Below are 20,239 nucleotides of genomic sequence, written 5' to 3' on the forward strand. Positions count from 1 at the left end.
ATGGAGGCTGTGTTATAAATGTGGGAAAATAAGTTTGCTAAAGAATCATTAACTTTTGACGATGTTTTGTTAATTCCAGCTGCATCAGACGTATTACCAAGTGATGTTGATTTAAGCGTAGAATTATCAGATAAAATTAAATTAAGTATTCCAGTTATCTCTGCTGGTATGGATACAGTAACTGAATCTAAAATGGCTATTGCTATGGCACGTCAAGGTGGTTTAGGTGTCATCCATAAAAACATGGGCATTGAAGAGCAAGCTGATGAAGTACAAAAAGTAAAACGTTCAGAAAATGGTGTTATCACGAATCCATTCTTCTTAACACCAGATGAAAGTGTTTATGAAGCAGAAGCATTAATGGGTAAATATCGTATTTCAGGTGTGCCTATTGTAAAAGATAAAGAATCTAGAACACTCGTTGGTATTATTACAAACCGTGACTTACGTTTTATTGAGGATTTCTCAATTAAAATTTCAGATGTGATGACTAAAGAAAATTTAATTACAGCTCCAGTTGGTACAACATTAGATGAAGCAGAAGCAATGCTTCAAAAGCATAAAATTGAAAAATTACCATTAGTAGAAAATGGTCGTTTAGAAGGTCTCATCACAATTAAAGATATAGAAAAAGTACTTGAATTCCCTCATGCAGCGAAAGATGAGCATGGTCGTTTACTTGCAGCAGCAGCTATCGGTACATCTAAAGATACCGAAATTCGTGCACAAAAACTTGTAGAAGCAGGAGTAGATGCGTTAATTATTGATACAGCGCATGGGCATTCTAAAGGTGTGATTGAGCAAGTCAAAAAAATGAAAGATAAATATCCTGAACTTACAATTATTGCAGGAAATGTTGCAACTGCTGAAGCGACACGTGCTTTATTTGAAGCGGGCGCAGACGTGGTTAAAGTAGGTATTGGACCTGGCTCAATCTGTACAACACGTGTCGTTGCAGGTGTAGGTGTACCACAAATTACTGCAGTATATGACTGTGCTACTGAAGCACGTAAACATGGTAAAGCGATTATTGCTGACGGTGGTATTAAATTCTCTGGTGATATTATTAAAGCATTAGCGGCTGGTGGTCATGCTGTTATGTTAGGTAGCTTATTAGCTGGTACTGAAGAAAGCCCAGGCGCTACTGAAGTCTTCCAAGGTAGACAATATAAAGTATATCGTGGAATGGGTTCTCTTGGAGCAATGGAAAAAGGATCAAATGATCGTTACTTCCAAGAAGATAAATCTCCTAGAAAATTTGTTCCAGAAGGTATTGAAGGTCGCACAGCATATAAAGGACCATTACAAGATACCATTTATCAACTTATGGGTGGAGTAAGAGCTGGTATGGGTTATACTGGTTCACCAAACTTAAAAGTATTACGTGAAGAAGCACAATTCACACGTATGGGCCCTGCAGGTTTAGCTGAAAGTCATCCACATAACATACAAATTACTAAAGAATCACCAAACTATTCATTTTAATGTAAGGTGAGCAAGAAGCGATTAAATTAAGAAAGTACGCTTTTCTATAAAATATTTATAGAGGTTGAAACGATGTATTGTCTTTATAAATGTGAAAAGCGTCTTTCTATTGTTTACATAAATTAAATTTAAAGGAGATTTACTATTATGGAAATGGCTAAAGAACAAGAATTAATTCTTGTCCTAGATTTCGGTAGTCAATATAACCAGTTAATTACACGTCGTATTCGTGAAATGGGCGTTTACAGTGAATTACACGATCATGAAATTTCTATAGATGAAATTAAACGTATGAATCCTAAAGGTATTATTCTTTCAGGAGGTCCAAACTCTGTTTATGAAGAAGGTTCATTTACGATTGATCCTGAGATTTATAATTTAGGTATTCCAGTGTTAGGTATTTGTTACGGTATGCAACTGACAACCAAACTATTAGGTGGTAAAGTTGAACGTGCAAATGAACGTGAATACGGTAAAGCAATTATTAAAGCAAAATCTGATGAGTTATTCTTTGGTTTACCAGAAGAACAAACAGTGTGGATGAGTCATTCAGATAAAGTCATTGAAATTCCTGAAGGTTTTGAAGTTATTGCTGATAGCCCAAGTACAAATTATGCTGCTATCGAAGATAAAAAACGTCGTATTTATGGTGTACAATTCCATCCAGAAGTACGTCACACAGAATACGGTAATGATTTACTAAGAAATTTTGTTCGTCGTGTATGTAATTGTACAGGTGAATGGACAATGGAAAACTTCATTGAAATTGAAATCGAAAAAATTCGTGAACGTGTAGGTCATCGTAAAGTATTATGTGCAATGAGCGGTGGTGTAGATTCATCAGTTGTTGCAGTATTATTGCATAAGGCCATTGGTGATCAATTAACATGTATTTTTGTAGACCATGGTTTACTTCGTAAAGGCGAAGGCGATATGGTAATGGAACAATTCGGTGAAGGCTTTGATATGAATATTATTCGTGTAAATGCCAAAGAACGTTTTATGGAAAAACTAAAAGGCGTCTCTGATCCAGAAAAAAAACGTAAAATCATTGGTAATGAATTTGTATATGTGTTTGATGATGAAGCGGCTAAATTAACAGATGTTGATTTCTTAGCACAAGGTACACTTTACACAGATGTGATTGAATCAGGTACAAAGACAGCGCAAACAATTAAATCACATCATAATGTAGGTGGCTTACCTGAAGACATGGAATTTGAATTAATTGAACCTATTAATACATTATTTAAAGATGAAGTTCGTGCTTTAGGTATTGAATTAGGTATCCCTGAACATTTAGTATGGAGACAACCATTCCCAGGTCCTGGCTTAGGTATTCGTGTGTTAGGTGAAATTACTGAAGATAAATTAGAAATCGTTCGTGAATCTGATGCGATTTTACGTGAAGTGATTCGAGAAGAAGGTCTTGAAAGAGAGATTTGGCAATACTTCACAGTACTACCAGGTATTCAATCTGTAGGTGTTATGGGTGATTATCGTACGTATGATCATACAGTAGGTATTCGAGCTGTAACATCAATTGATGGTATGACAAGTGATTTTGCACGTATCGATTGGGAAGTGTTACAAAAAATTTCTAGTCGCATAGTTAATGAAGTAGACCATGTAAACCGTGTCGTCTATGACATTACTTCTAAGCCACCAAGCACTATAGAATGGGAGTAGCCCATAAAAAAAGCGAGTATTTTCGTGAGAAATGCTTGCTTTTTTTATATTAAATTCAATAATTTGGACGTTTATGCTAATTTCTTTTTGATTGAAATGATGGTCGTCTTTGTTGTAATGACGTTCTATAGTGTACTTTTTGAAGAATATATTGATACACCATCAATGACATAAATAACCATGAAAAACTAAAAAAGATACCACCAACTATGTCAGTGAGATAGTGAGCATGGAAGTATAATCTTGAAAATAAAATACCTAACCATACTACAATTAACACCGTATTTATTATGCATTTTACCCAAATATTTTCTAATTTAGGGATAAGTACAAACATAAGAGCAAAAATAACAATCGTACTTGTTAAAGCATGTCCGCTTGGGAATGAAAATCCTGCATCAATTGTTAAGTGATCATAAGGTCTTGAACGATGAATGATGTCTTTTAACGCAATACCTATGATACCTGCTGAAGCTACTGTTGTCGGTAACCATATTGCTAATAAGAAGCGTCGCTTAATTAAAACGATAGTTGCGATGATAAGGGTAAGGGTAATAAAGGTTGCAATATCACCGTATGATGCTAGAAACGTCATAAAATCATTGAACCAATTACCTTTGAAATTCATTTTTGGTTCGCCAAATGTATTTAAGAACCAATAGAATGATTGTAAATCTAATATATGTATCCATAACGACTTAGTAAAAACCGAAAAAATAGTTATTAAAAAAATGAGACTACTTATTATAAATGAAATGGTTAATGTAAATTGTTTATTTTGCATAAGTATTATACCTTTCTTTATTTTAATCTAGTTTAACTTATTAAAGCGTTAAAGTTATCGGTACAAAGACTGATTTAATATTAAAATACACTTAAAGACAAAATAGCTAAGGCAATCACAAAAATATGATAGTCATCCTTCATTATTTAAAAAAAGCAAATAAAATATAAAAAAACTTTACAAAAAATTTAAGCGTTTTCACAGAATTGTTACATGAATATTGACCAAAGTATGTTATTTTATAAGTAATGAAGTAAATTCATTTTATCCGTGAGAGTTTGGGACATGCTTGATCGTCTCAAACTCTTTTTTATATATTAGTAATTAAAGATTGAGTTTATAATATTTTTTGGAGTATTATTTAAACAAAATTGATATAAAAATGAAAGTTGAAATGATATAACGGTTATCTTTTATATTAGAAATTTGACTTTTAGTTGATATTTTCATATATTGTATTTAATATGCATCAATTTATACATAGGTTTATATCAAGCAATGAGACAAAAAGTATCATTCACTTTATTGTTTAATTGAAGGGTAAAACTGATGTACTTAAATCTAAATTATAGGTTGCTTAAAGAGCATTAATAAATATATTGAATGAGCATAAAAGAAGCCTACAATAGATAGTCGTCCTTTTTTAATGGGATAAAACTAAACTATTGTAGGTGTTTTATTATATTATAAGCAATAGTGATATATAGGTTACAGTTTAAAAGTGGAGGAATGATAATGTTAAGTATGAGTAGTTTACTTATATTATTTTTTATAACGCTTATTATGGCAGCGTTAAGTGGGGTGATTGTTTTGATTCCCTCAGTTCCAGTTAAATACATAAGATGTCACTTAGCTTTACTTCTATTACCAGTTATTGTAGGTATTGTAGGGTTAGTAACTATAAACGAAAGAGAAGTTATTGGCATATTTGCATTAGATAAATTTGCTTGGTTAGTAGGTGCGTTTGTTTTAGCGTTAGGTTTTATTATTCAAAAGTTTTCAACGCGTTATTTATTAGGAGATCACAATTATCGTAAGTATTTTCCTTTATATACATTTACAACTGTTTTTGCTTCACTAGGTTGGTTAAGCAATGACTTACGTTTAATGACTTTATGCTGGGGATTAACGTTATGTTGTTTAACACAACTAATTAGATTGAATAAAACTTGGAAAGTGCCAGCAGAGGCAGCAAAAGTTTCTGCACGTTCCTTTCTTATTGGATGGTTAGCGTTATTAATTGCGGTTATTTTGCTATACATAGGAACAGGAGAATGGACAATCGATCCTTCTCAAAATTATGACTATACTCTAAATCATGGTCTAAAATTAGTTATTGATTTATTGCTTGTTGTTGCTGTTATTATTCCAGCTGCGCAATATCCATTTCAGAGTTGGTTAATTGAATCAGTTGTTGCGCCTACACCTGTATCAGCTATTATGCATGCCGGTATAGTTAATGCGGGGGGCATTATTTTAACGCGTTTTTCACCAATATTTGATAATTCTATTGCTCTTACCATATTATTAATAATTTCTAGTATGTCAGTGTTGATTGGTTCGGGCATTAGTTTAGTACATGTTGATTATAAACGACAACTTGTTGGATCAACGATGAGTCAAATGGGCTTTATGCTCGTTCAATGCGCGATGGGTGTTTATTCAGCTGCGATTATCCATTTAATATTGCATGGTATATTTAAAGCCACGTTATTCTTACAATCAGGCTCAGTTGTCAGACGATTTAATATACCAACTCCACCTAATATTAAGACATCATATGGATGGATAATACTTGGAAGAGCGCTAGCATTGATTATTGCAATTGTGTTTTTTATGACAAGTGACCATAGTCCATATATTTTGATTAGTGCATTTATCTTAGCATGGTCTATCTCTGTATCATGGAGTCAACTTGTGGCATTAAATAAAGGAGTAATGGGACGCGTTATAGGTATTACAATGATTGTAGTTGTTGCAATGGTTTATATTGTGACTCATCAAGTATTTATTAATATACTTCATCATGTATATATGGCTCCTGCGCATCCACCGTTAATTAGTATTATCATTAGTATTGCGATTTTAGTGTTAGGTAGTATTTTTAGTATTTGGGTCGCTCGCCATCGTACCTCTACAGCCTTTGCTAAAGTTTACTTATGGTTAGTTAAAATTGGAGAAGCTAAATTTAAATCTGTAGAAAGCCATCCAAACTATTTAAAGAAATATTTATAAGAGGTGAACATTTACATGACTATTAATATAGAAGACGTTGTTCAATCTGCACGTCGTGTGATTACGCCACTTTCACCAATTTCAATCTTTGCAGCACGTAATCCATGGGAAGAACTTGAGTATCAAACCTTTGATCAAGTTGCTCAATGGTTTAAACATGTGCGTGATATTGATTTATATCCAAGCCATGCTTCTGTAATGACGGCACTTGAAAATGGTGAGATTGATAAACACATCGTTGAAGAAGAAGTACAACACGCGATTCAATCTTATAAGACGGATATTCCTAAGACTCATGTGGATACATACTGCAAAAATGCTATGAATATTAAAGATATTCCGAGAGATTTAATTACTAAAGAAGCCTATCTGAAATTAGAAGTCTCAAAACTCAAAAAAGTATTCGAAAATGAGTCATTTGCTTATGCACGTTCAAAAAGTGCAAATGCATTTAATGCTAAAGGCGAATCTTTAATGGATGAGTTAAACACTCATATTATTAAATGGTCAAAATTATATTTAGATACTTTCCAATCCAGTTGGACAATGCCTAGACGCGAAGAAGGATTCTACGTAGCTTGGTTACATTTAGCGAAATATGATCCAATGTTGACTAAAACGCAACGTAAAATGATTAAAATGTTACCACACAACTATGAAGACGCATTAATCATGGCACTTAATCATCTAGATATTGCTGAAGATGAATATGAATTTTATTTAACTGGACATCTTTTATCGTTACCAGGTTGGGCAGGCATGATGTATTATCGTGCTGAAAAACATGAACATGAAAAAGACTTATTAACTCAATATCTTGCAATACGACTTACAATGGAATGTATTCTATTAGATACTGAAAAAATGAGCCGTCCGGCAGTCTTAAATGTTGAAAAAAGAATAAAAGAACTTGTAAGTAAATGGTTATATTATGGTGAAATGACTATTGATGAATGGGCTGAGATGTCCATTGAGAATCAAATTGAACACTTGAAGTTTGCTCATGATTTTAATCCATTATACTTCAAGAAATTATGGTTAGAGGCTTGGGAAGAAACTCATGAACGCAAACTCGTTGAGATGATTTACGATAAATCGGTCAAGCGTGACAAACAACCTACAAAAGTGCAGCTTGCATTTTGCATCGATGTACGTTCTGAACCATTTCGTCGTCATTTAGAAAATCAAGGGCCATTTGAAACTATAGGAATTGCAGGTTTCTTTGGTTTACCTATACGAAAAAAAGCATTAGATGAACAGTTTAGTCATGATTCTTTACCAGTGATGGTGCCCCCTGCATATACTATTAAAGAATATGCTGAGCGACATGCATTAAATACGTATAATCAACAGCAACATTCTATTACATCCATGTTTTATACGTTTAAATTAATGAAGAATAATGTGCTACCTAGTTTATTATTACCAGAATTAAGTGGACCATTTTTAAGTTTAAATACGCTTGCAAGTACATTAATGCCAAAGAAAACAGGTGTATTTATTCGTAAATTTACTAAAAATTGGTTAAAAAAACCGAATGCTAAGCTAACGATTGATAGAGATTATCATGTACATAGTGATTTGCCTGTTGGATTTACTGAAGAAGAACAAATTACTTTTACGAAACAAGCATTACAATTAATGGATTTAACTACAAATTTTGCGCCATTAGTAGTACTTGGGGGACATGGAAGTGAAACAAACAACAACCCCTACCATGCGTCATTAGAATGTGGTGCTTGTGGAGGGGCTTCAAGTGGATTTAATGCGAAATTACTTGCCATGATGTGCAATTTACCTTTAGTACGTCAAGGGTTAGCCACTGAAGGCATTCGTATTCCGGATGAGACAGTATTTGTTGCTGCAGAACATAAAACATCAACTGATGAATTAGAATGGATCTACGTTCCCTCATTAACATCAGAAGCAAAGAAAGCATTTGATATTTTAGAAGAAGCCATGCCACGTGTAAGTTATCATGCAAATTTAGAACGTCTTGCTCAATTACCTCGTTTAAGCGATAGGGAATTGAAACATCCAATTGCGGAAGCACATCGCTTTGCAAATGATTGGAGCGAAATTCGTCCAGAATGGGGTTTAGCACGTAATGCAGAATTTATTATTGGCCAACGAAGTATTACAGAAGGGAGTAATTTAGAAGGACGTGCATTTTTACATAATTATGATTATGCGAAAGATCCTGATGGTCAATTACTAAATACAATTATTTCTGGTCCAGCACTCGTTGCACAGTGGATTAACCTACAGTATTATGCCTCTACAGTGGCACCGCATTTTTATGGTAGTGGTAATAAAACAACACAATCTGTCACTTCTGGTGTTGGCGTGATGCAAGGGAACTCAAGTGATTTATTAGCTGGATTGCCATGGCAGTCTGTAATGGCAGGAGACAATAAAATGTATCACGTTCCAATTCGGTTATTAGTCGTGATTCAAGCACCAGATCGTTATATACAACGTTTACTTAATGATAATATTAAGTTTAAACAAAAAGTCGATCATCAATGGGTACGTCTTGCAAGTATTGATGAAAACGGTAGTTTTAAAGATTGGTAAGATATTCGATTTTAATTTAAAAAATGATACACTAGTGTTAATTAAACATTAGGAGATTTGTTATAGCAATGACGAAATCGAAAGGCATGTATGAAGCAGAAATTAGTAAAGCAATTACGCAATGGGAAAAAGATTTTCTTGGACGTGGTTCGTTGTCAGTAAAGACAGATATTTTACGAGATATGATTATCGTCAACTTACAAGGTATTTTGACGCCTGCGGAGTATCGCGTATGTGAAACACAAGAAGGATTACTTAACATTAAACGTACACGGTCAGAACTGGTGGAATCAGGACAAGATGATTTAATGCAACTTGTTTTCAAAATCACAGGTACTGAAGTTAAAAGCTTTCATAGTGATTTAAGTACAATTACTGGTGAACGTATTATTGTTTTTAAGTTAGATAAGAACCTTGAAAAATCACTTTAAAATAACATGTTATAAATACGAGAAGAGATTAGGAAACGTTATATAAAATACTTCCTAATCTCTTTTTTTACAAGCAAATTTTCATCATTTATTGTAAAATCTAACTAACATTAAAAGAGGGGTAGAGATGCGATCAATTCAATCAGCTAATTGGAGCATCTATTACTCATTATCATTTGCCCGACAATCCTGATTCTAGAGGTATAAAAGGGTAATACAATCAGTGAGTTAAGTAGTCAACATATGGATAATTGATATAATGAATGGTGTGATATATCTTCAGAGGCTAACTGGACGTATCTTTATGACGTATGTGAAACAGCTTATTGATAATAAAGAAAGGGTTAATCAGTGGTTATCCTCTTCAAAATTTAATAACTATGAAGAAGAGATACATCATTTGAAAGCTTTTTTATAAAATATTAGGATCAAATGTAGTAAAGGAAAAACAAGTATGAAAAATAAATTAGAAGTATCGCCAACTAAAACTATTTCTATGTTTGTTGTTGGATTAATTATTTTTATAATAACGGCAATGAATGTCATTTATCATACCACACTAGTGCAAAAATTAGATTTAAATTCGTTACAAAAGTTGACCAATTATTTTGGTAAACCTAGAAGACACTATGACGGTACAATGTGGCATAAAATGATGACGTTTTGTGCTAATTTTGGAGAAGTAAAATCCATCCTCTACATAACGTTATTTTTAGCATTTATCTTAATCTTTAAAAATTATAAACTTTCATTGTGGTTATTAGTTACGATTTACACAGGAACTTATGTTAACTTTTTAATTAAACAAATAATAGCGCGTCCTCGTCCGTATAACCATCTTTTAGTAGACCATGGATATTCATTTCCAAGTGGTCATTCAAATGCCAGTACATTATTTGCTTTAGCTATACTCTTAGTTGTTATTCCACTTATTAAAAAGAAAGCGATACGATATAGTATTGCTATAGTTGTTGTTATATTTTGGATAGGTGTATTAAGTTGTCGGTTATATTTCCACGCTCACTATCTAACTGATGTCATTGGTGGTTTTTCGTTAGGAATGATTTGGATTGCTTTATTTTCAATGACGTTACCACTCTTTAATATTAAATTAAAAAAGAAGTAAAGCTTAAGTTTCATAACATAAGTATTTTAAGAAGGGGAGAATACTATGAAAATCAAATCACCACATCCAATTTATTTAGAAGGTTCAAGAAAAGAAGCGATATTATTACTTCACTCATTTACAGGAACTGTTCGTGATGTAAAACCATTAGCTAAAGCGCTTAATGAAGAAAACTTCACATGTTTTGCACCAAATTATCAGGGACATGGCTTACCTTTAGACCAATTCACTCAATTTACGATTCAGGATTGGTGGAATGATGTATTAGAAGGGTATCAATTTTTAAAAAATAAAGGGTTTGACACTATTTTTGTAACGGGTATCTCACTAGGAGGACTATTTACATTAAAGTTGGCTGAGTTATTTGATGTTTCTAAAATAGCAGTGATGTCTGCACCAAGTGAAAAAGAAGAAAAAAGTATTGCGTGGCGTATGGAACGTTATGGTCAGCGCATGAATCAATTATTGAAATTTGATGAAACTACTTCAAAACAACAACTTAGGACAATTCAAGATTATCAACCACATATCGCAGAATTTAAAGCATTTATTGAGATAATTTCTAATGAATTAGAACGTATACAAGTTCCCGCTCGTATTTTGTATGGAGGTAAAGATGATGCCTTTTATCAAAATAGTGCACACTATATTTTTAATCATATTGATAGTCATAACAAAAATTTAACATGTCATCCGTTAAGTCGTCATTTAATGACTTATGGAGATGGACATGAAGACGTTATCACTCAAGTCGTAACTTTTTTTAAATCTGAATAAAGGAGTAATAAGATGAAACGTACATTCTTACTTATATATACAACGGTTTCTGGAACTACTTATAAAGAATTTAAAACGTTCCAAGATGGTCCAGACTATGACACATGCGTACAGCGTATGATTGATGAGTTTGATGAATTGGCCTATTTATTTTTAAAAGATGACTCACAAGTTCATTACATTAATGTTGATCATATCGAAAGTTTAAATATTCAAGAAGTAAATGAAGGTCAATCCATAATATATGATTTTGAAAAATAAATATAACAGTAAGTTTAAACGATAAGAATAGTTGAGATATGTCATTTACATCTATTCTTATCTTTTTTAATACTCATTTATATGTATATTGCACTATTTGGTCAGACGTGTTAGAGTAGAACTTAATCGCACACACGCTTTAACGCGTTAAAGGGAGATAGAAAATGAGTAATCAATCACAATGGAAAACCTCAACTGGATTTATTCTAGCAAGTGCTGGTTCTGCTATAGGATTAGGCGCAATGTGGAAGTTTCCATATATGGCTGGCATTTATGGTGGCGGCGCATTTTTATTTTTATTTTTAATCTTTACTATTTTTGTAGGATTACCGTTACTGATTATGGAATTTACGGTAGGAACAATGGGGCGCACTTATACGACTCGAATCTATAGTAAATTAACAGGAAAAAAATGGTTAAATGTTATTGGATGGAATGGAAATTTAGCTGTTTTTATTTTATTCGGCTTTTATAGTGTTATCGGTGGCTGGATTGTGATATATATTGGGAATGTATTTTTACAATTATTATCTGTTGAACATACGTCATTAACTCAAATTAAATTTGAAAAAATAATTAGTAACCCGTGGTTAACTGTGTTGGGACAGGGCATTTTTATTCTTTTAACCATGGTCATCGTTATGCTAGGCGTAGAAAAAGGTTTAGAGAAAGCTTCTAAAATGATGATGCCTTTATTATTTGTATTTCTAATTATTGTTGTTGCTAAATCATTGACGTTAGACGGAGCATTAGAGGGCGTTCGCTATATACTACAACCGAGAATAGAAGATATTTCAGTTAAAGGTGTCTTATTTGCGTTAGGTCAATCGTTCTTTACACTATCATTAGGAACAACAGGTATGATTACGTATGCGAGTTATGCGCCTAAGGAAATGACAATTAAATCTTCTGCTATTTCAATTGTTATTATGAATATTTTAGTTTCTGTATTAGCAGGACTTGCAATATTTCCAGCCTTAAAAACATTTGGTTATGCACCTCAAGAAGGACCAGGACTCTTATTTAAAGTGTTACCGTTAGTATTTAATCAAATGGGCTTTGGTATTGTATTTTATTTAATTTTCTTAATTCTATTTTTATTTGCGGCATTAACGTCTTCTATTTCTTTATTGGAATTAAATGTCTCAAATTTCACTAAAAATGATAATACTAAACGAAAAGCTATATCAGTTATTGCAAGTATATTAGTATTTGTTATTAGTATCCCAGCAACACTATCATTTAGCAGTTTAAGTGGAATTAAGTTTGGAGCGGGTACAATTTTTGATAATATGGATTTTATCGTATCGAATATCTTGATGCCATTAGGAGCATTAGGAACGACATTAGTTGTAGGTCAATTACTAGATAAACAAGCATTAAAAGAGAGTTTTGGGAAAGATAAATTTAAACTTTTTGTTCCATGGTATGTTTTAATTAAATATATTATGCCAGTTATTATTATATTAGTGTTTATTGTTCAATTATTTTAACATTAACAAGAATAAACAGAGTCTAGGATACAAATTGTTGTTCTAGACTCTGTTTAGCATAATGATAATTGAATTACATATTCTCAAACGTAACATCTTGTTTATGTAATTCTTTTAATAATTTTTCAGGAATTGAAGAATTATTAATAGTGACATGTTTAAATATACAATCTTTTATTTTTACATTTTCAAAATGACACAAATCCATAGTGACATTTTCAAAAATCACTTTTTTAAACGTGACGTTATCAAATTTTACATTACGTATATTGCTATTTTTAAAAATAGAATGTTCAATCGTTAATGTATTAAAATGATTTTCATCAAATGAGGTAACAGTTAAATTTGATTTACTAATAAGTGTTTTGAAAAAATTTACATTTTCAAAGATACTTTTATCAAAATTACAATTGATAATTTTTGAATTTGAAATAGTGCTTACATTCTTAAAAATACCTTCACTAAAATCACAGTGTTTAAAGTGACTTTTATTTACTTCAATTTCGTCGTACATTGAGTTTCTAAATGTACTATTTTTATAATTTAAATTTTTATAGTCATCCTTAGTAAAGACGGATAAAGATAAGTCTGCTTTAGATGTCATCATCGAGTCTCCTTTGTACGTTGATTCATCGTAAAATTTAATTCATTTCCAGTCGTTCACTTTTATCATAATATGAGTACTTAAAAGCAATAACTAATTACATTTTACATAAAGAATCTAGCTTTTTGCAATAAGATATAAGTTAGCGTATAATTCATAGCGGTTGGGTAAGAATTAAAATTTAATATTGGAAATGAATATGATTATAGAAAGTAGGTATGTTCAGACATTACATGAGTGTATTGAACGAAAGATATGATTACTTATGATTTAATAGGACAAACGCCACTAGTATTATTAGAAAGTTTTAGCGATGAACATGTGCAAATCTATGCGAAGTTAGAACAATTTAATCCTGGTGGAAGTATTAAAGATCGACTAGGGAAATATCTTGTAGAAACTGCGTTAAAGGAAAAACGTATTGTAAAAGGAGATACAATCGTTGAAGCTACAGCTGGTAATACAGGAATTGGATTAGCAATGGCCGCTAATCGTTATCATTTAAAGTGTGTGATTTTTGCTCCAGAAGGATTTTCAGAAGAAAAAATTTCAATTATGCGAGTATTAGGCGCTGAAATAAAACGAACACCTAAAAACAAGGGGATGATGGGTGCACAAAAAGAAGCGCGTCATTATGCTGACAAATATGATGCAGTATATATGAACCAGTTTGAAACTGAACATAATCCAGAAGCCTATACTCATACGCTTGGAAAAGAAATTACAGAGGCATTACCACACATTGATTATTTTGTAGCTGGTGCTGGATCCGGAGGAACGTTTACCGGTGTAGCTAAACATTTACAACAATTTAATGTTAAAAATATTATTGTTGAACCGGAAGGCTCAGTCTTGAATGGTGGCCAAGCACATGCTCATGATATTGAAGGTATTGGCTCTGAAAAATGGCCAGTATTTTTAGAAAAATCTATCGTTGATGATATTATTACAGTCAGTGATACTCAAGGATTTGAAAATGTAAAACGATTAGCTAAACAAGAAGGACTACTTGTTGGTAGCTCATCTGGTGCAGCATTACAAGGTGCTTTAGATATTAAAAATCGCATTGATAAAGGTATTATTGTAACAATTTTTCCAGATGGCAGTGATCGTTATATGTCAAAAAAAATATTTGAATACAAAGGAGAATAATAATGAAGAAAAAAACACAAATGATTCATGGTGGACATACGACGGATGACTTTACTGGAGCAGTAACAACACCAATTTATCAAACAAGTACTTATTTGCAAGATGAGATTGGTGATTTAAGACAGGGTTATGAATATTCACGTACTGCAAACCCAACACGTACTTCTATTGAAAGCGTCATTGCGAATTTAGAAAATGGTAAACATGGATTTGCATTTGGTTCAGGTATGGCTGCGATTAGCGCTATTATAATGTTATTAGATAAAGGTGATCATTTAATTTTAAATTCTGATGTGTATGGTGGAACTTATCGTGCTTTAACAAAAGTCTTTACACGATTTGGTATTGAGGTTGATTTCGTTGATACTACAAATATTGAAAACGTAAAAGATTATATTAAACCAGAAACAAAAATGTTATATATCGAAACGCCGTCTAATCCTTTATTACGTGTGACAGATATTCGACGTGCAGCAGAAATTGCGAAAGAAAATCATCTCATTTCTGTAGTCGATAACACATTTATGACACCGTACTATCAAAACCCGTTAGATTTTGGAATCGATATTGTATTACATTCAGCAACAAAATATATTGGTGGACACAGTGATGTTGTTGCAGGTTTAGTCGCTACATCTAATGATGAATTAGCCGAACGCTTAGCATTTATTTCTAACTCTACAGGTGGTGTACTAGGACCACAAGATAGTTATTTATTAATTCGAGGAATTAAAACACTAGGGTTACGTATGGAACAAATTAATCGTAACGTAGAAGGTATTGTGAAGATGTTACAAGAGCATCCATCAGTACAACAAGTGTTCCATCCTAGTATTGAAAGTCATCTCAATCATGATATTCATATCGCTCAAGCAAGTGGTCATACTGGCGTTGTTGCATTTGAAGTCAAAGATACAGAAGCAGCTAAACAATTAATTCGTGAAACACAATATTTCACACTTGCTGAAAGCTTAGGTGCGGTAGAAAGCTTGATTTCTGTACCTGCTTTGATGACACATGCATCTATTCCAGCAGATGTTCGTGCTAAAGAAGGAATTACAGATGGTTTAGTTCGCTTATCGATTGGTATTGAAGATACTGAAGATTTAGTACAAGATTTAAAACAAGCGATAGATACGCTAAATAAATAGAATATAGTGAAAGTATTAATGCAAGAGTGCAATAAAATTTGAAACGATATTTATTGTACTCTTGTATTTTTATTGTGATATTGGAGCTAAAAGAGTAATTCAATACTAAAAAATATCTGAAATTTCCAATTTTTAAAAAAACTATATTGACGCATCCTCAACTTTTGCCTATACTTCATATCATACGAATTTAATCAGAATTAGATAAGGGTGAACATAGTGATTGAATTTCAGGGTGTAAATAAAGTATTTCGAAAGAAACGAGAAACTATCCATGCCTTAAAAGATGTTTCTTTTAAAATTGATACGCGTGATGTATTTGGCGTGATTGGTTATAGTGGTGCTGGTAAAAGTACACTAGTACGTTTAGTTAACCAATTAGAACAAGCTACAGAGGGCCATGTTATTGTAGATGGACATGATATTAATACATATAGTGAAAAAGAACTTCGCAACGTAAAAAAAGATATAGGAATGATTTTCCAACACTTTAATCTTTTAAATTCTAAAACAGTTTTTAAAAATGTAGCAATGCCATTGATACTCAGTCACAAAAGTAATTCTGAGATTAAAGAGAAAGTTGAAGAAATGCTAGAGTTTGTGGGACTTGCGGATAAGAAAAATCAATTTCCAGATGAGCTTTCCGGAGGACAAAAACAGCGTGTTGCAATTGCAAGAGCACTTGTAACAAATCCTAAAATATTATTGTGCGATGAAGCGACAAGTGCATTAGACCCTGCGACAACAAGTTCTATTCTTCAATTACTTAAAAATGTGAATGAAACATTTGGGGTTACGATTATGATGATTACTCATGAAATGAGCGTGATTCAAAAAATCTGTAATCGTGTAGCTGTAATGGAACACGGGGAAGTTGTAGAAATTGGTACAGTAAAAGATGTGTTTAGTCATCCACAAACGAAAACAGCACAAAATTTTGTATCAACAGTTATTAGTACAGAGCCTTCTAAAGCATTACGTGCCTCATTTGAAAGAGCAGATAATCATTATACAGATTACAGACTTTTCTTAGATAAAACGCAAATTGATTATCCATTAATGAACGAGTTAATAAACCAATATGGTTTTAATGTAAATATTCTATTCTCGTCTATGTCAGATATTCAAGACGAAACGATTTGTTATTTATGGTTACGCTTTGAACACGATGCACAATTTAGTCGTGACACGGTAGAATCATATTTTAATGAGCGACATATTCAATATGAGGAGGTGCGTTAAATGTTTGGTTCAACCATAGATTCATCTCAATTAATGCAAGCATTGTATGAAACACTTTATATGGTAATAGTATCATTAATTATTGGTGCATTGATTGGTATCCCATTAGGTATTTTGCTTGTAGTCACTCGAAAACATGGAATCTGGCCTAATGTCGTTATTCATCAAATGCTTAATCCAATTATTAATATTTTAAGATCTATTCCATTCATCATTTTATTAATTGCAATAGTTCCTTTTACTAAATTAGTTGCAGGTACGTCAATCGGTACAACAGCTGCAATTGTTCCACTTACAGTATATGTAGCACCATATATTGCACGTTTAGTAGAAAACTCACTCTTAGAAGTAGATGATGGCATTACTGAAGCAGCAAAAGCTATGGGAGCCTCACCACTTCAAATTATTCGTCACTTTTTATTACCTGAAGCATTAGGTTCACTTGTACTAGCTATTACTACAGCGATTATTGGTTTAATTGGTAGTACAGCTATGGCCGGCGCTGTAGGTGGCGGCGGTATTGGAGATTTAGCGCTTGTGTATGGTTACCAACGCTTTGATACATTGGTCATTATTATTACAGTTGTAGTTCTAGTTATTATCGTACAAATTATTCAGTCATTAGGTAACTTTATTTCTAGAATAATTCGTAGAAATTAGTTATTTAAATAAATTATTTTAATATTGGGAGGCAGTTTTTAATGAAGAGAATAATCGGTTTATTATTAGCATCTATTATTGTCCTTTCGGCATGTTCAGGCGGAGGAAGTAGTAAGAAAGTAACAGTTGGTGTAGCATCAAATGATACTGCTGCTTGGGAAAAAGTGAAAGAATTAGCAAAAAAAGATGATATTGATTTAGAAATTAAGCACTTTTCAGATTATAATGTACCTAATAAAGCATTAAGTGATGGAGATATTGATATGAATGCATTCCAACACTTTGCTTTCTTAAATGAATATAAAAAAGCACATAAAGATGCAAAAATTGAAGCAATGAGTACAACAGTATTAGCGCCTTTAGGCATCTATTCTAAAAAAGTAAAAGATATTAAAAACGTTAAAGATGGCGCACAAGTGATGATTCCAAATGACGTTTCTAACCAAGCGCGTGCTTTAAAATTATTAGAATCAGCAGGACTTATTAAGTTAAAAGATAACTTTGACTTAAGTGGTACAACAAAAGATATTAAAGATAACCCTAAACATTTAAAAATTAAAGAAGTAGATGCTCAACAAACTGCACGTGCATTAGATGATGTTGATATTTCAGTTATCAACAATGGTGTAGCAACGAAAGCAGGTTTAGATGCTAAGAAAGATCCTATTTATTTAGAAAGTTCTACTTCAGAGGCAGTTAAACCATACATTAATTTAATTGCCGTTAACTCAAAAGATAAAGATAATAAAACATACAAAAAAATTGTAGATCTATATCATAGTAAAGAAGCACAAGAGGCATTGAAAAAAGACACTAAAGATGGTGAAAAAGCAGTTGATTTATCTCGAAAAGAAATTAAAGACATTGAAGATAGCTTAAAATAGTAAGTTAAAAAATTGTAGAATTTCAATCGTAGTTTAGTCGTTTAGCATGTATCGTAGATTAATAAATTAAAATTACACATATATCAAGCTTTTTTCGACTCTTGGAGTAGGACAGCTAATTCAAAAATGAATTCTGTCCCGCTCTTTTTTTATATCATTTTCAATAGTATAATAAATTTTTGATTAAATATAATCACATTAAAAAAAATTCTTATTTGCGCTATGCAATAATTAGACTAAAGAAATCGATTTTTATAAAGTTTTAATTTTATAAGTATCGTACTAAAATTTCATCATTATGTAATCAAATTGAAATGGAATATTATAATGAAATATATTAATTTATATAAGTAGACTACTTGAGTAGAAAAAATTAAAGTTAAAGCACTAGAATTAACGTAATAAAACTAAGCGTTAGTACAACAATTGTCATGGGGACATACCAAAGATAAGCATAAGATTAAGGAGGCGCTTATTTATGAATAAAAAAGTTCTTGCAACAGCAATTATTGGAACTGGGGCATTTAGTACAATATTTGCACATCAAGCAGAAGCAGCAACAACTCACACAGTAAAAAGTGGAGAATCATTATGGTCTATTTCAAATCGCTATGGTATGACAATAGCTAAATTAAAATCATTAAATGGTTTGACATCAAATCTTATTTTTCCAAATCAAGTATTAACAGTTTCAGGCTCTAGTTCATCTCATTCTTATAGTAATAACTCAAGCAGTACATATACAGTAAAAAGTGGAGACAGTTTATCATCAATTGCTAGTCGATATGGTACAACGTACCGCCACATTATGGATTTAAATGGACTTCATAGTTTCTTAATTTTTCCAGGTCAAACATTAAAAGTTTCAGGAACAGCACGTTCAAGTAGCCACACACAAAGTAGCTCAAATTCATCTAGTTCTTCAAGCTACTATACTGTTCGTTACGGTGATTCATTATCGGGCATTGCTTGGAAATATAATACGACATATCAAAATATTATGCGTTTAAATGGATTAAATAATTTCTTTATTTATCCAGGTCAAAAATTACGCGTAAGTGGCACAGCATCATCAAGTAGTAATACAAATCGTACAAGTTCCTCATCAAATTATTATTATCATACACCGATTTTTAATCATAGAAATTTATATGATTGGGGTCAGTGTACATGGCATGTCTTTAATCGTCGTGCTCAAATCGGCAAAGGTATTAGTACATATTGGTGGAATGCAAATAACTGGGACAATGCATCTGCAAGAGATGGCTATAGAATTGATTATAATCCTACTGTCGGATCAATTGCTCAATCAGATGCTGGCTACTATGGTCATGTTGCATTTGTAGAACGCGTAAATAGTAATGGGAGTATTTTAGTATCTGAAATGAACTTTAGTGCAGGTCCAGGGATTTTAACATATCGTACAATTCCAGCTTATCAAGTTAGACAATATAAATTTATTCATTAGTAAAAAAATGAAAGAAGTCGGACAGAATTCATTTTGAATCCATCGTCCTACCTTGGCAACGCATACCCAATTTGCGTTGGACATCGACTTTCTTATTGAAAGTTTTTATGGTGTGGGTCCGTGACTAAAATTGAAAAAGCTTGATACAAGTGTATTTTCACTTCAGTCATCGACTATCAATATATTAAAAATGAGGCTGGGACATAATTTCTAACAAATT

Annotated in this window: 17 protein-coding genes; 15 read left to right on the forward strand and 2 right to left on the reverse strand. The window is 32.3% G+C overall.

Annotated elements, in window-relative coordinates; genetic code table 11:
• Nucleotides 1-18 precede the first annotated feature (18 nt).
• Together guaB and guaA are read left to right on the forward strand one after the other, a co-directional pair.
• Nucleotides 19-1,485, forward strand: coding sequence for an IMP dehydrogenase (gene guaB, locus HMPREF3046_RS09370; protein ID WP_070719007.1), 1,467 nt, complete (start codon nucleotides 19-21; stop codon nucleotides 1,483-1,485).
• Nucleotides 1,486-1,632: 147 nt separating this feature from the next.
• Nucleotides 1,633-3,174 carry a glutamine-hydrolyzing GMP synthase gene (guaA, locus tag HMPREF3046_RS09375; protein ID WP_002447954.1) on the forward strand — a complete coding sequence of 514 codons (1,542 nt, stop codon included), beginning with the start codon at nucleotides 1,633-1,635 and terminating at the stop codon, nucleotides 3,172-3,174.
• A 76-nt stretch (nucleotides 3,175-3,250) separates the two neighbouring features.
• Here guaA and HMPREF3046_RS09380 read toward each other — a convergent pair whose 3' ends face one another.
• Nucleotides 3,251-3,802: a phosphatase PAP2 family protein gene (locus HMPREF3046_RS09380; protein ID WP_256278229.1), complete on the reverse strand. Its 552-nt coding sequence runs from the start codon at nucleotides 3,800-3,802 to the stop codon at nucleotides 3,251-3,253.
• 891 nt (nucleotides 3,803-4,693) lie between these two features.
• Between HMPREF3046_RS09380 and HMPREF3046_RS09385 the strand changes: the two genes are divergently transcribed.
• The 7 genes from HMPREF3046_RS09385 (at nucleotide 4,694) to HMPREF3046_RS09415 (ending at nucleotide 12,858) form a co-directional block, all read left to right on the forward strand.
• Entirely contained in the window at nucleotides 4,694-6,193 is a 1,500-nt protein-coding gene (locus tag HMPREF3046_RS09385; protein ID WP_064207301.1) for an NADH dehydrogenase subunit 5, read from the forward strand.
• A gap of 15 nt (nucleotides 6,194-6,208) precedes the next feature.
• Entirely contained in the window at nucleotides 6,209-8,770 is a 2,562-nt protein-coding gene (locus HMPREF3046_RS09390; protein ID WP_070719011.1) for a DUF2309 domain-containing protein, read from the forward strand.
• Nucleotides 8,771-8,838: 68 nt separating this feature from the next.
• Nucleotides 8,839-9,201 (forward strand): Na-translocating system protein MpsC family protein, encoded by a 363-nt coding sequence (locus HMPREF3046_RS09395; RefSeq protein WP_002447992.1) that lies wholly within the window; start codon nucleotides 8,839-8,841, stop codon nucleotides 9,199-9,201.
• Nucleotides 9,202-9,655: 454 nt separating this feature from the next.
• A complete protein-coding gene (locus HMPREF3046_RS09400) occupies nucleotides 9,656-10,327 on the forward strand; it encodes a phosphatase PAP2 family protein (RefSeq protein ID WP_070719014.1) in 672 nt (223 codons plus the stop codon).
• A 45-nt stretch (nucleotides 10,328-10,372) separates the two neighbouring features.
• Complete coding sequence (locus HMPREF3046_RS09405; RefSeq protein WP_070719017.1) at nucleotides 10,373-11,104, forward strand: alpha/beta hydrolase; 732 nt, start codon at nucleotides 10,373-10,375, stop codon at nucleotides 11,102-11,104.
• Between the two features lie 12 nt (nucleotides 11,105-11,116).
• Nucleotides 11,117-11,365, forward strand: a complete 249-nt coding sequence (locus tag HMPREF3046_RS09410; RefSeq protein WP_070719020.1) for a hypothetical protein — start codon at nucleotides 11,117-11,119, stop codon at nucleotides 11,363-11,365.
• A 164-nt stretch (nucleotides 11,366-11,529) separates the two neighbouring features.
• Nucleotides 11,530-12,858, forward strand: a complete 1,329-nt coding sequence (locus tag HMPREF3046_RS09415) for a sodium-dependent transporter (protein WP_070719026.1) — start codon at nucleotides 11,530-11,532, stop codon at nucleotides 12,856-12,858.
• Between the two features lie 73 nt (nucleotides 12,859-12,931).
• Here the strand turns inward: HMPREF3046_RS09415 and HMPREF3046_RS09420 are convergent, their stop codons facing one another.
• Entirely contained in the window at nucleotides 12,932-13,462 is a 531-nt protein-coding gene (locus HMPREF3046_RS09420) for a pentapeptide repeat-containing protein (RefSeq protein ID WP_002454518.1), read from the reverse strand.
• 255 nt (nucleotides 13,463-13,717) lie between these two features.
• Here HMPREF3046_RS09420 and HMPREF3046_RS09425 point away from each other — a divergent pair, with 255 nt between their 5' ends.
• The 6 genes from HMPREF3046_RS09425 (at nucleotide 13,718) to HMPREF3046_RS09450 (ending at nucleotide 20,019) form a co-directional block, all read left to right on the forward strand.
• Nucleotides 13,718-14,614 carry a PLP-dependent cysteine synthase family protein gene (locus HMPREF3046_RS09425; protein WP_070719027.1) on the forward strand — a complete coding sequence of 299 codons (897 nt, stop codon included), beginning with the start codon at nucleotides 13,718-13,720 and terminating at the stop codon, nucleotides 14,612-14,614.
• 2 nt (nucleotides 14,615-14,616) lie between these two features.
• Entirely contained in the window at nucleotides 14,617-15,765 is a 1,149-nt protein-coding gene (locus tag HMPREF3046_RS09430) for a bifunctional cystathionine gamma-lyase/homocysteine desulfhydrase (RefSeq protein ID WP_064207164.1), read from the forward strand.
• A gap of 219 nt (nucleotides 15,766-15,984) precedes the next feature.
• Complete coding sequence (locus HMPREF3046_RS09435) at nucleotides 15,985-17,007, forward strand: methionine ABC transporter ATP-binding protein (protein ID WP_070719030.1); 1,023 nt, start codon at nucleotides 15,985-15,987, stop codon at nucleotides 17,005-17,007.
• The gene (locus HMPREF3046_RS09440) at nucleotides 17,008-17,667 is read left to right on the forward strand and encodes a methionine ABC transporter permease (protein ID WP_070719033.1); all 660 of its coding nucleotides are present in this window, start codon (nucleotides 17,008-17,010) and stop codon (nucleotides 17,665-17,667) included. It abuts the gene before it with no gap.
• A gap of 41 nt (nucleotides 17,668-17,708) precedes the next feature.
• Nucleotides 17,709-18,551, forward strand: coding sequence for a dipeptide ABC transporter glycylmethionine-binding lipoprotein (gene gmpC, locus HMPREF3046_RS09445; protein ID WP_070719036.1), 843 nt, complete (start codon nucleotides 17,709-17,711; stop codon nucleotides 18,549-18,551).
• A 478-nt stretch (nucleotides 18,552-19,029) separates the two neighbouring features.
• The gene (locus HMPREF3046_RS09450; protein WP_064207167.1) at nucleotides 19,030-20,019 is read left to right on the forward strand and encodes a LysM peptidoglycan-binding domain-containing protein; all 990 of its coding nucleotides are present in this window, start codon (nucleotides 19,030-19,032) and stop codon (nucleotides 20,017-20,019) included.
• Nucleotides 20,020-20,239 lie beyond the last annotated feature (220 nt).

Origin of the sequence: Staphylococcus sp. HMSC070D05, from assembly GCF_001815595.1 — a bacterium.
Classification (GTDB): Bacteria; Bacillota; Bacilli; order Staphylococcales; family Staphylococcaceae; genus Staphylococcus; species Staphylococcus hominis.

Coding starts and splice junctions, on each gene's coding strand:
- guaB (WP_070719007.1), top strand. CDS start 19: ATGTGGGAAAATAAGTTTGCTAAAGAATCATTAACTTTTGACGATGTT.
- guaA (WP_002447954.1), top strand. CDS start 1,633: ATGGAAATGGCTAAAGAACAAGAATTAATTCTTGTCCTAGATTTCGGT.
- HMPREF3046_RS09380 (WP_256278229.1), bottom strand. CDS start 3,802: ATGAATTTCAAAGGTAATTGGTTCAATGATTTTATGACGTTTCTAGCA.
- HMPREF3046_RS09385 (WP_064207301.1), top strand. CDS start 4,694: ATGTTAAGTATGAGTAGTTTACTTATATTATTTTTTATAACGCTTATT.
- HMPREF3046_RS09390 (WP_070719011.1), top strand. CDS start 6,209: ATGACTATTAATATAGAAGACGTTGTTCAATCTGCACGTCGTGTGATT.
- HMPREF3046_RS09395 (WP_002447992.1), top strand. CDS start 8,839: ATGACGAAATCGAAAGGCATGTATGAAGCAGAAATTAGTAAAGCAATT.
- HMPREF3046_RS09400 (WP_070719014.1), top strand. CDS start 9,656: ATGAAAAATAAATTAGAAGTATCGCCAACTAAAACTATTTCTATGTTT.
- HMPREF3046_RS09405 (WP_070719017.1), top strand. CDS start 10,373: ATGAAAATCAAATCACCACATCCAATTTATTTAGAAGGTTCAAGAAAA.
- HMPREF3046_RS09410 (WP_070719020.1), top strand. CDS start 11,117: ATGAAACGTACATTCTTACTTATATATACAACGGTTTCTGGAACTACT.
- HMPREF3046_RS09415 (WP_070719026.1), top strand. CDS start 11,530: ATGAGTAATCAATCACAATGGAAAACCTCAACTGGATTTATTCTAGCA.
- HMPREF3046_RS09420 (WP_002454518.1), bottom strand. CDS start 13,462: ATGACATCTAAAGCAGACTTATCTTTATCCGTCTTTACTAAGGATGAC.
- HMPREF3046_RS09425 (WP_070719027.1), top strand. CDS start 13,718: ATGATTACTTATGATTTAATAGGACAAACGCCACTAGTATTATTAGAA.
- HMPREF3046_RS09430 (WP_064207164.1), top strand. CDS start 14,617: ATGAAGAAAAAAACACAAATGATTCATGGTGGACATACGACGGATGAC.
- HMPREF3046_RS09440 (WP_070719033.1), top strand. CDS start 17,008: ATGTTTGGTTCAACCATAGATTCATCTCAATTAATGCAAGCATTGTAT.
- gmpC (WP_070719036.1), top strand. CDS start 17,709: ATGAAGAGAATAATCGGTTTATTATTAGCATCTATTATTGTCCTTTCG.
- HMPREF3046_RS09450 (WP_064207167.1), top strand. CDS start 19,030: ATGAATAAAAAAGTTCTTGCAACAGCAATTATTGGAACTGGGGCATTT.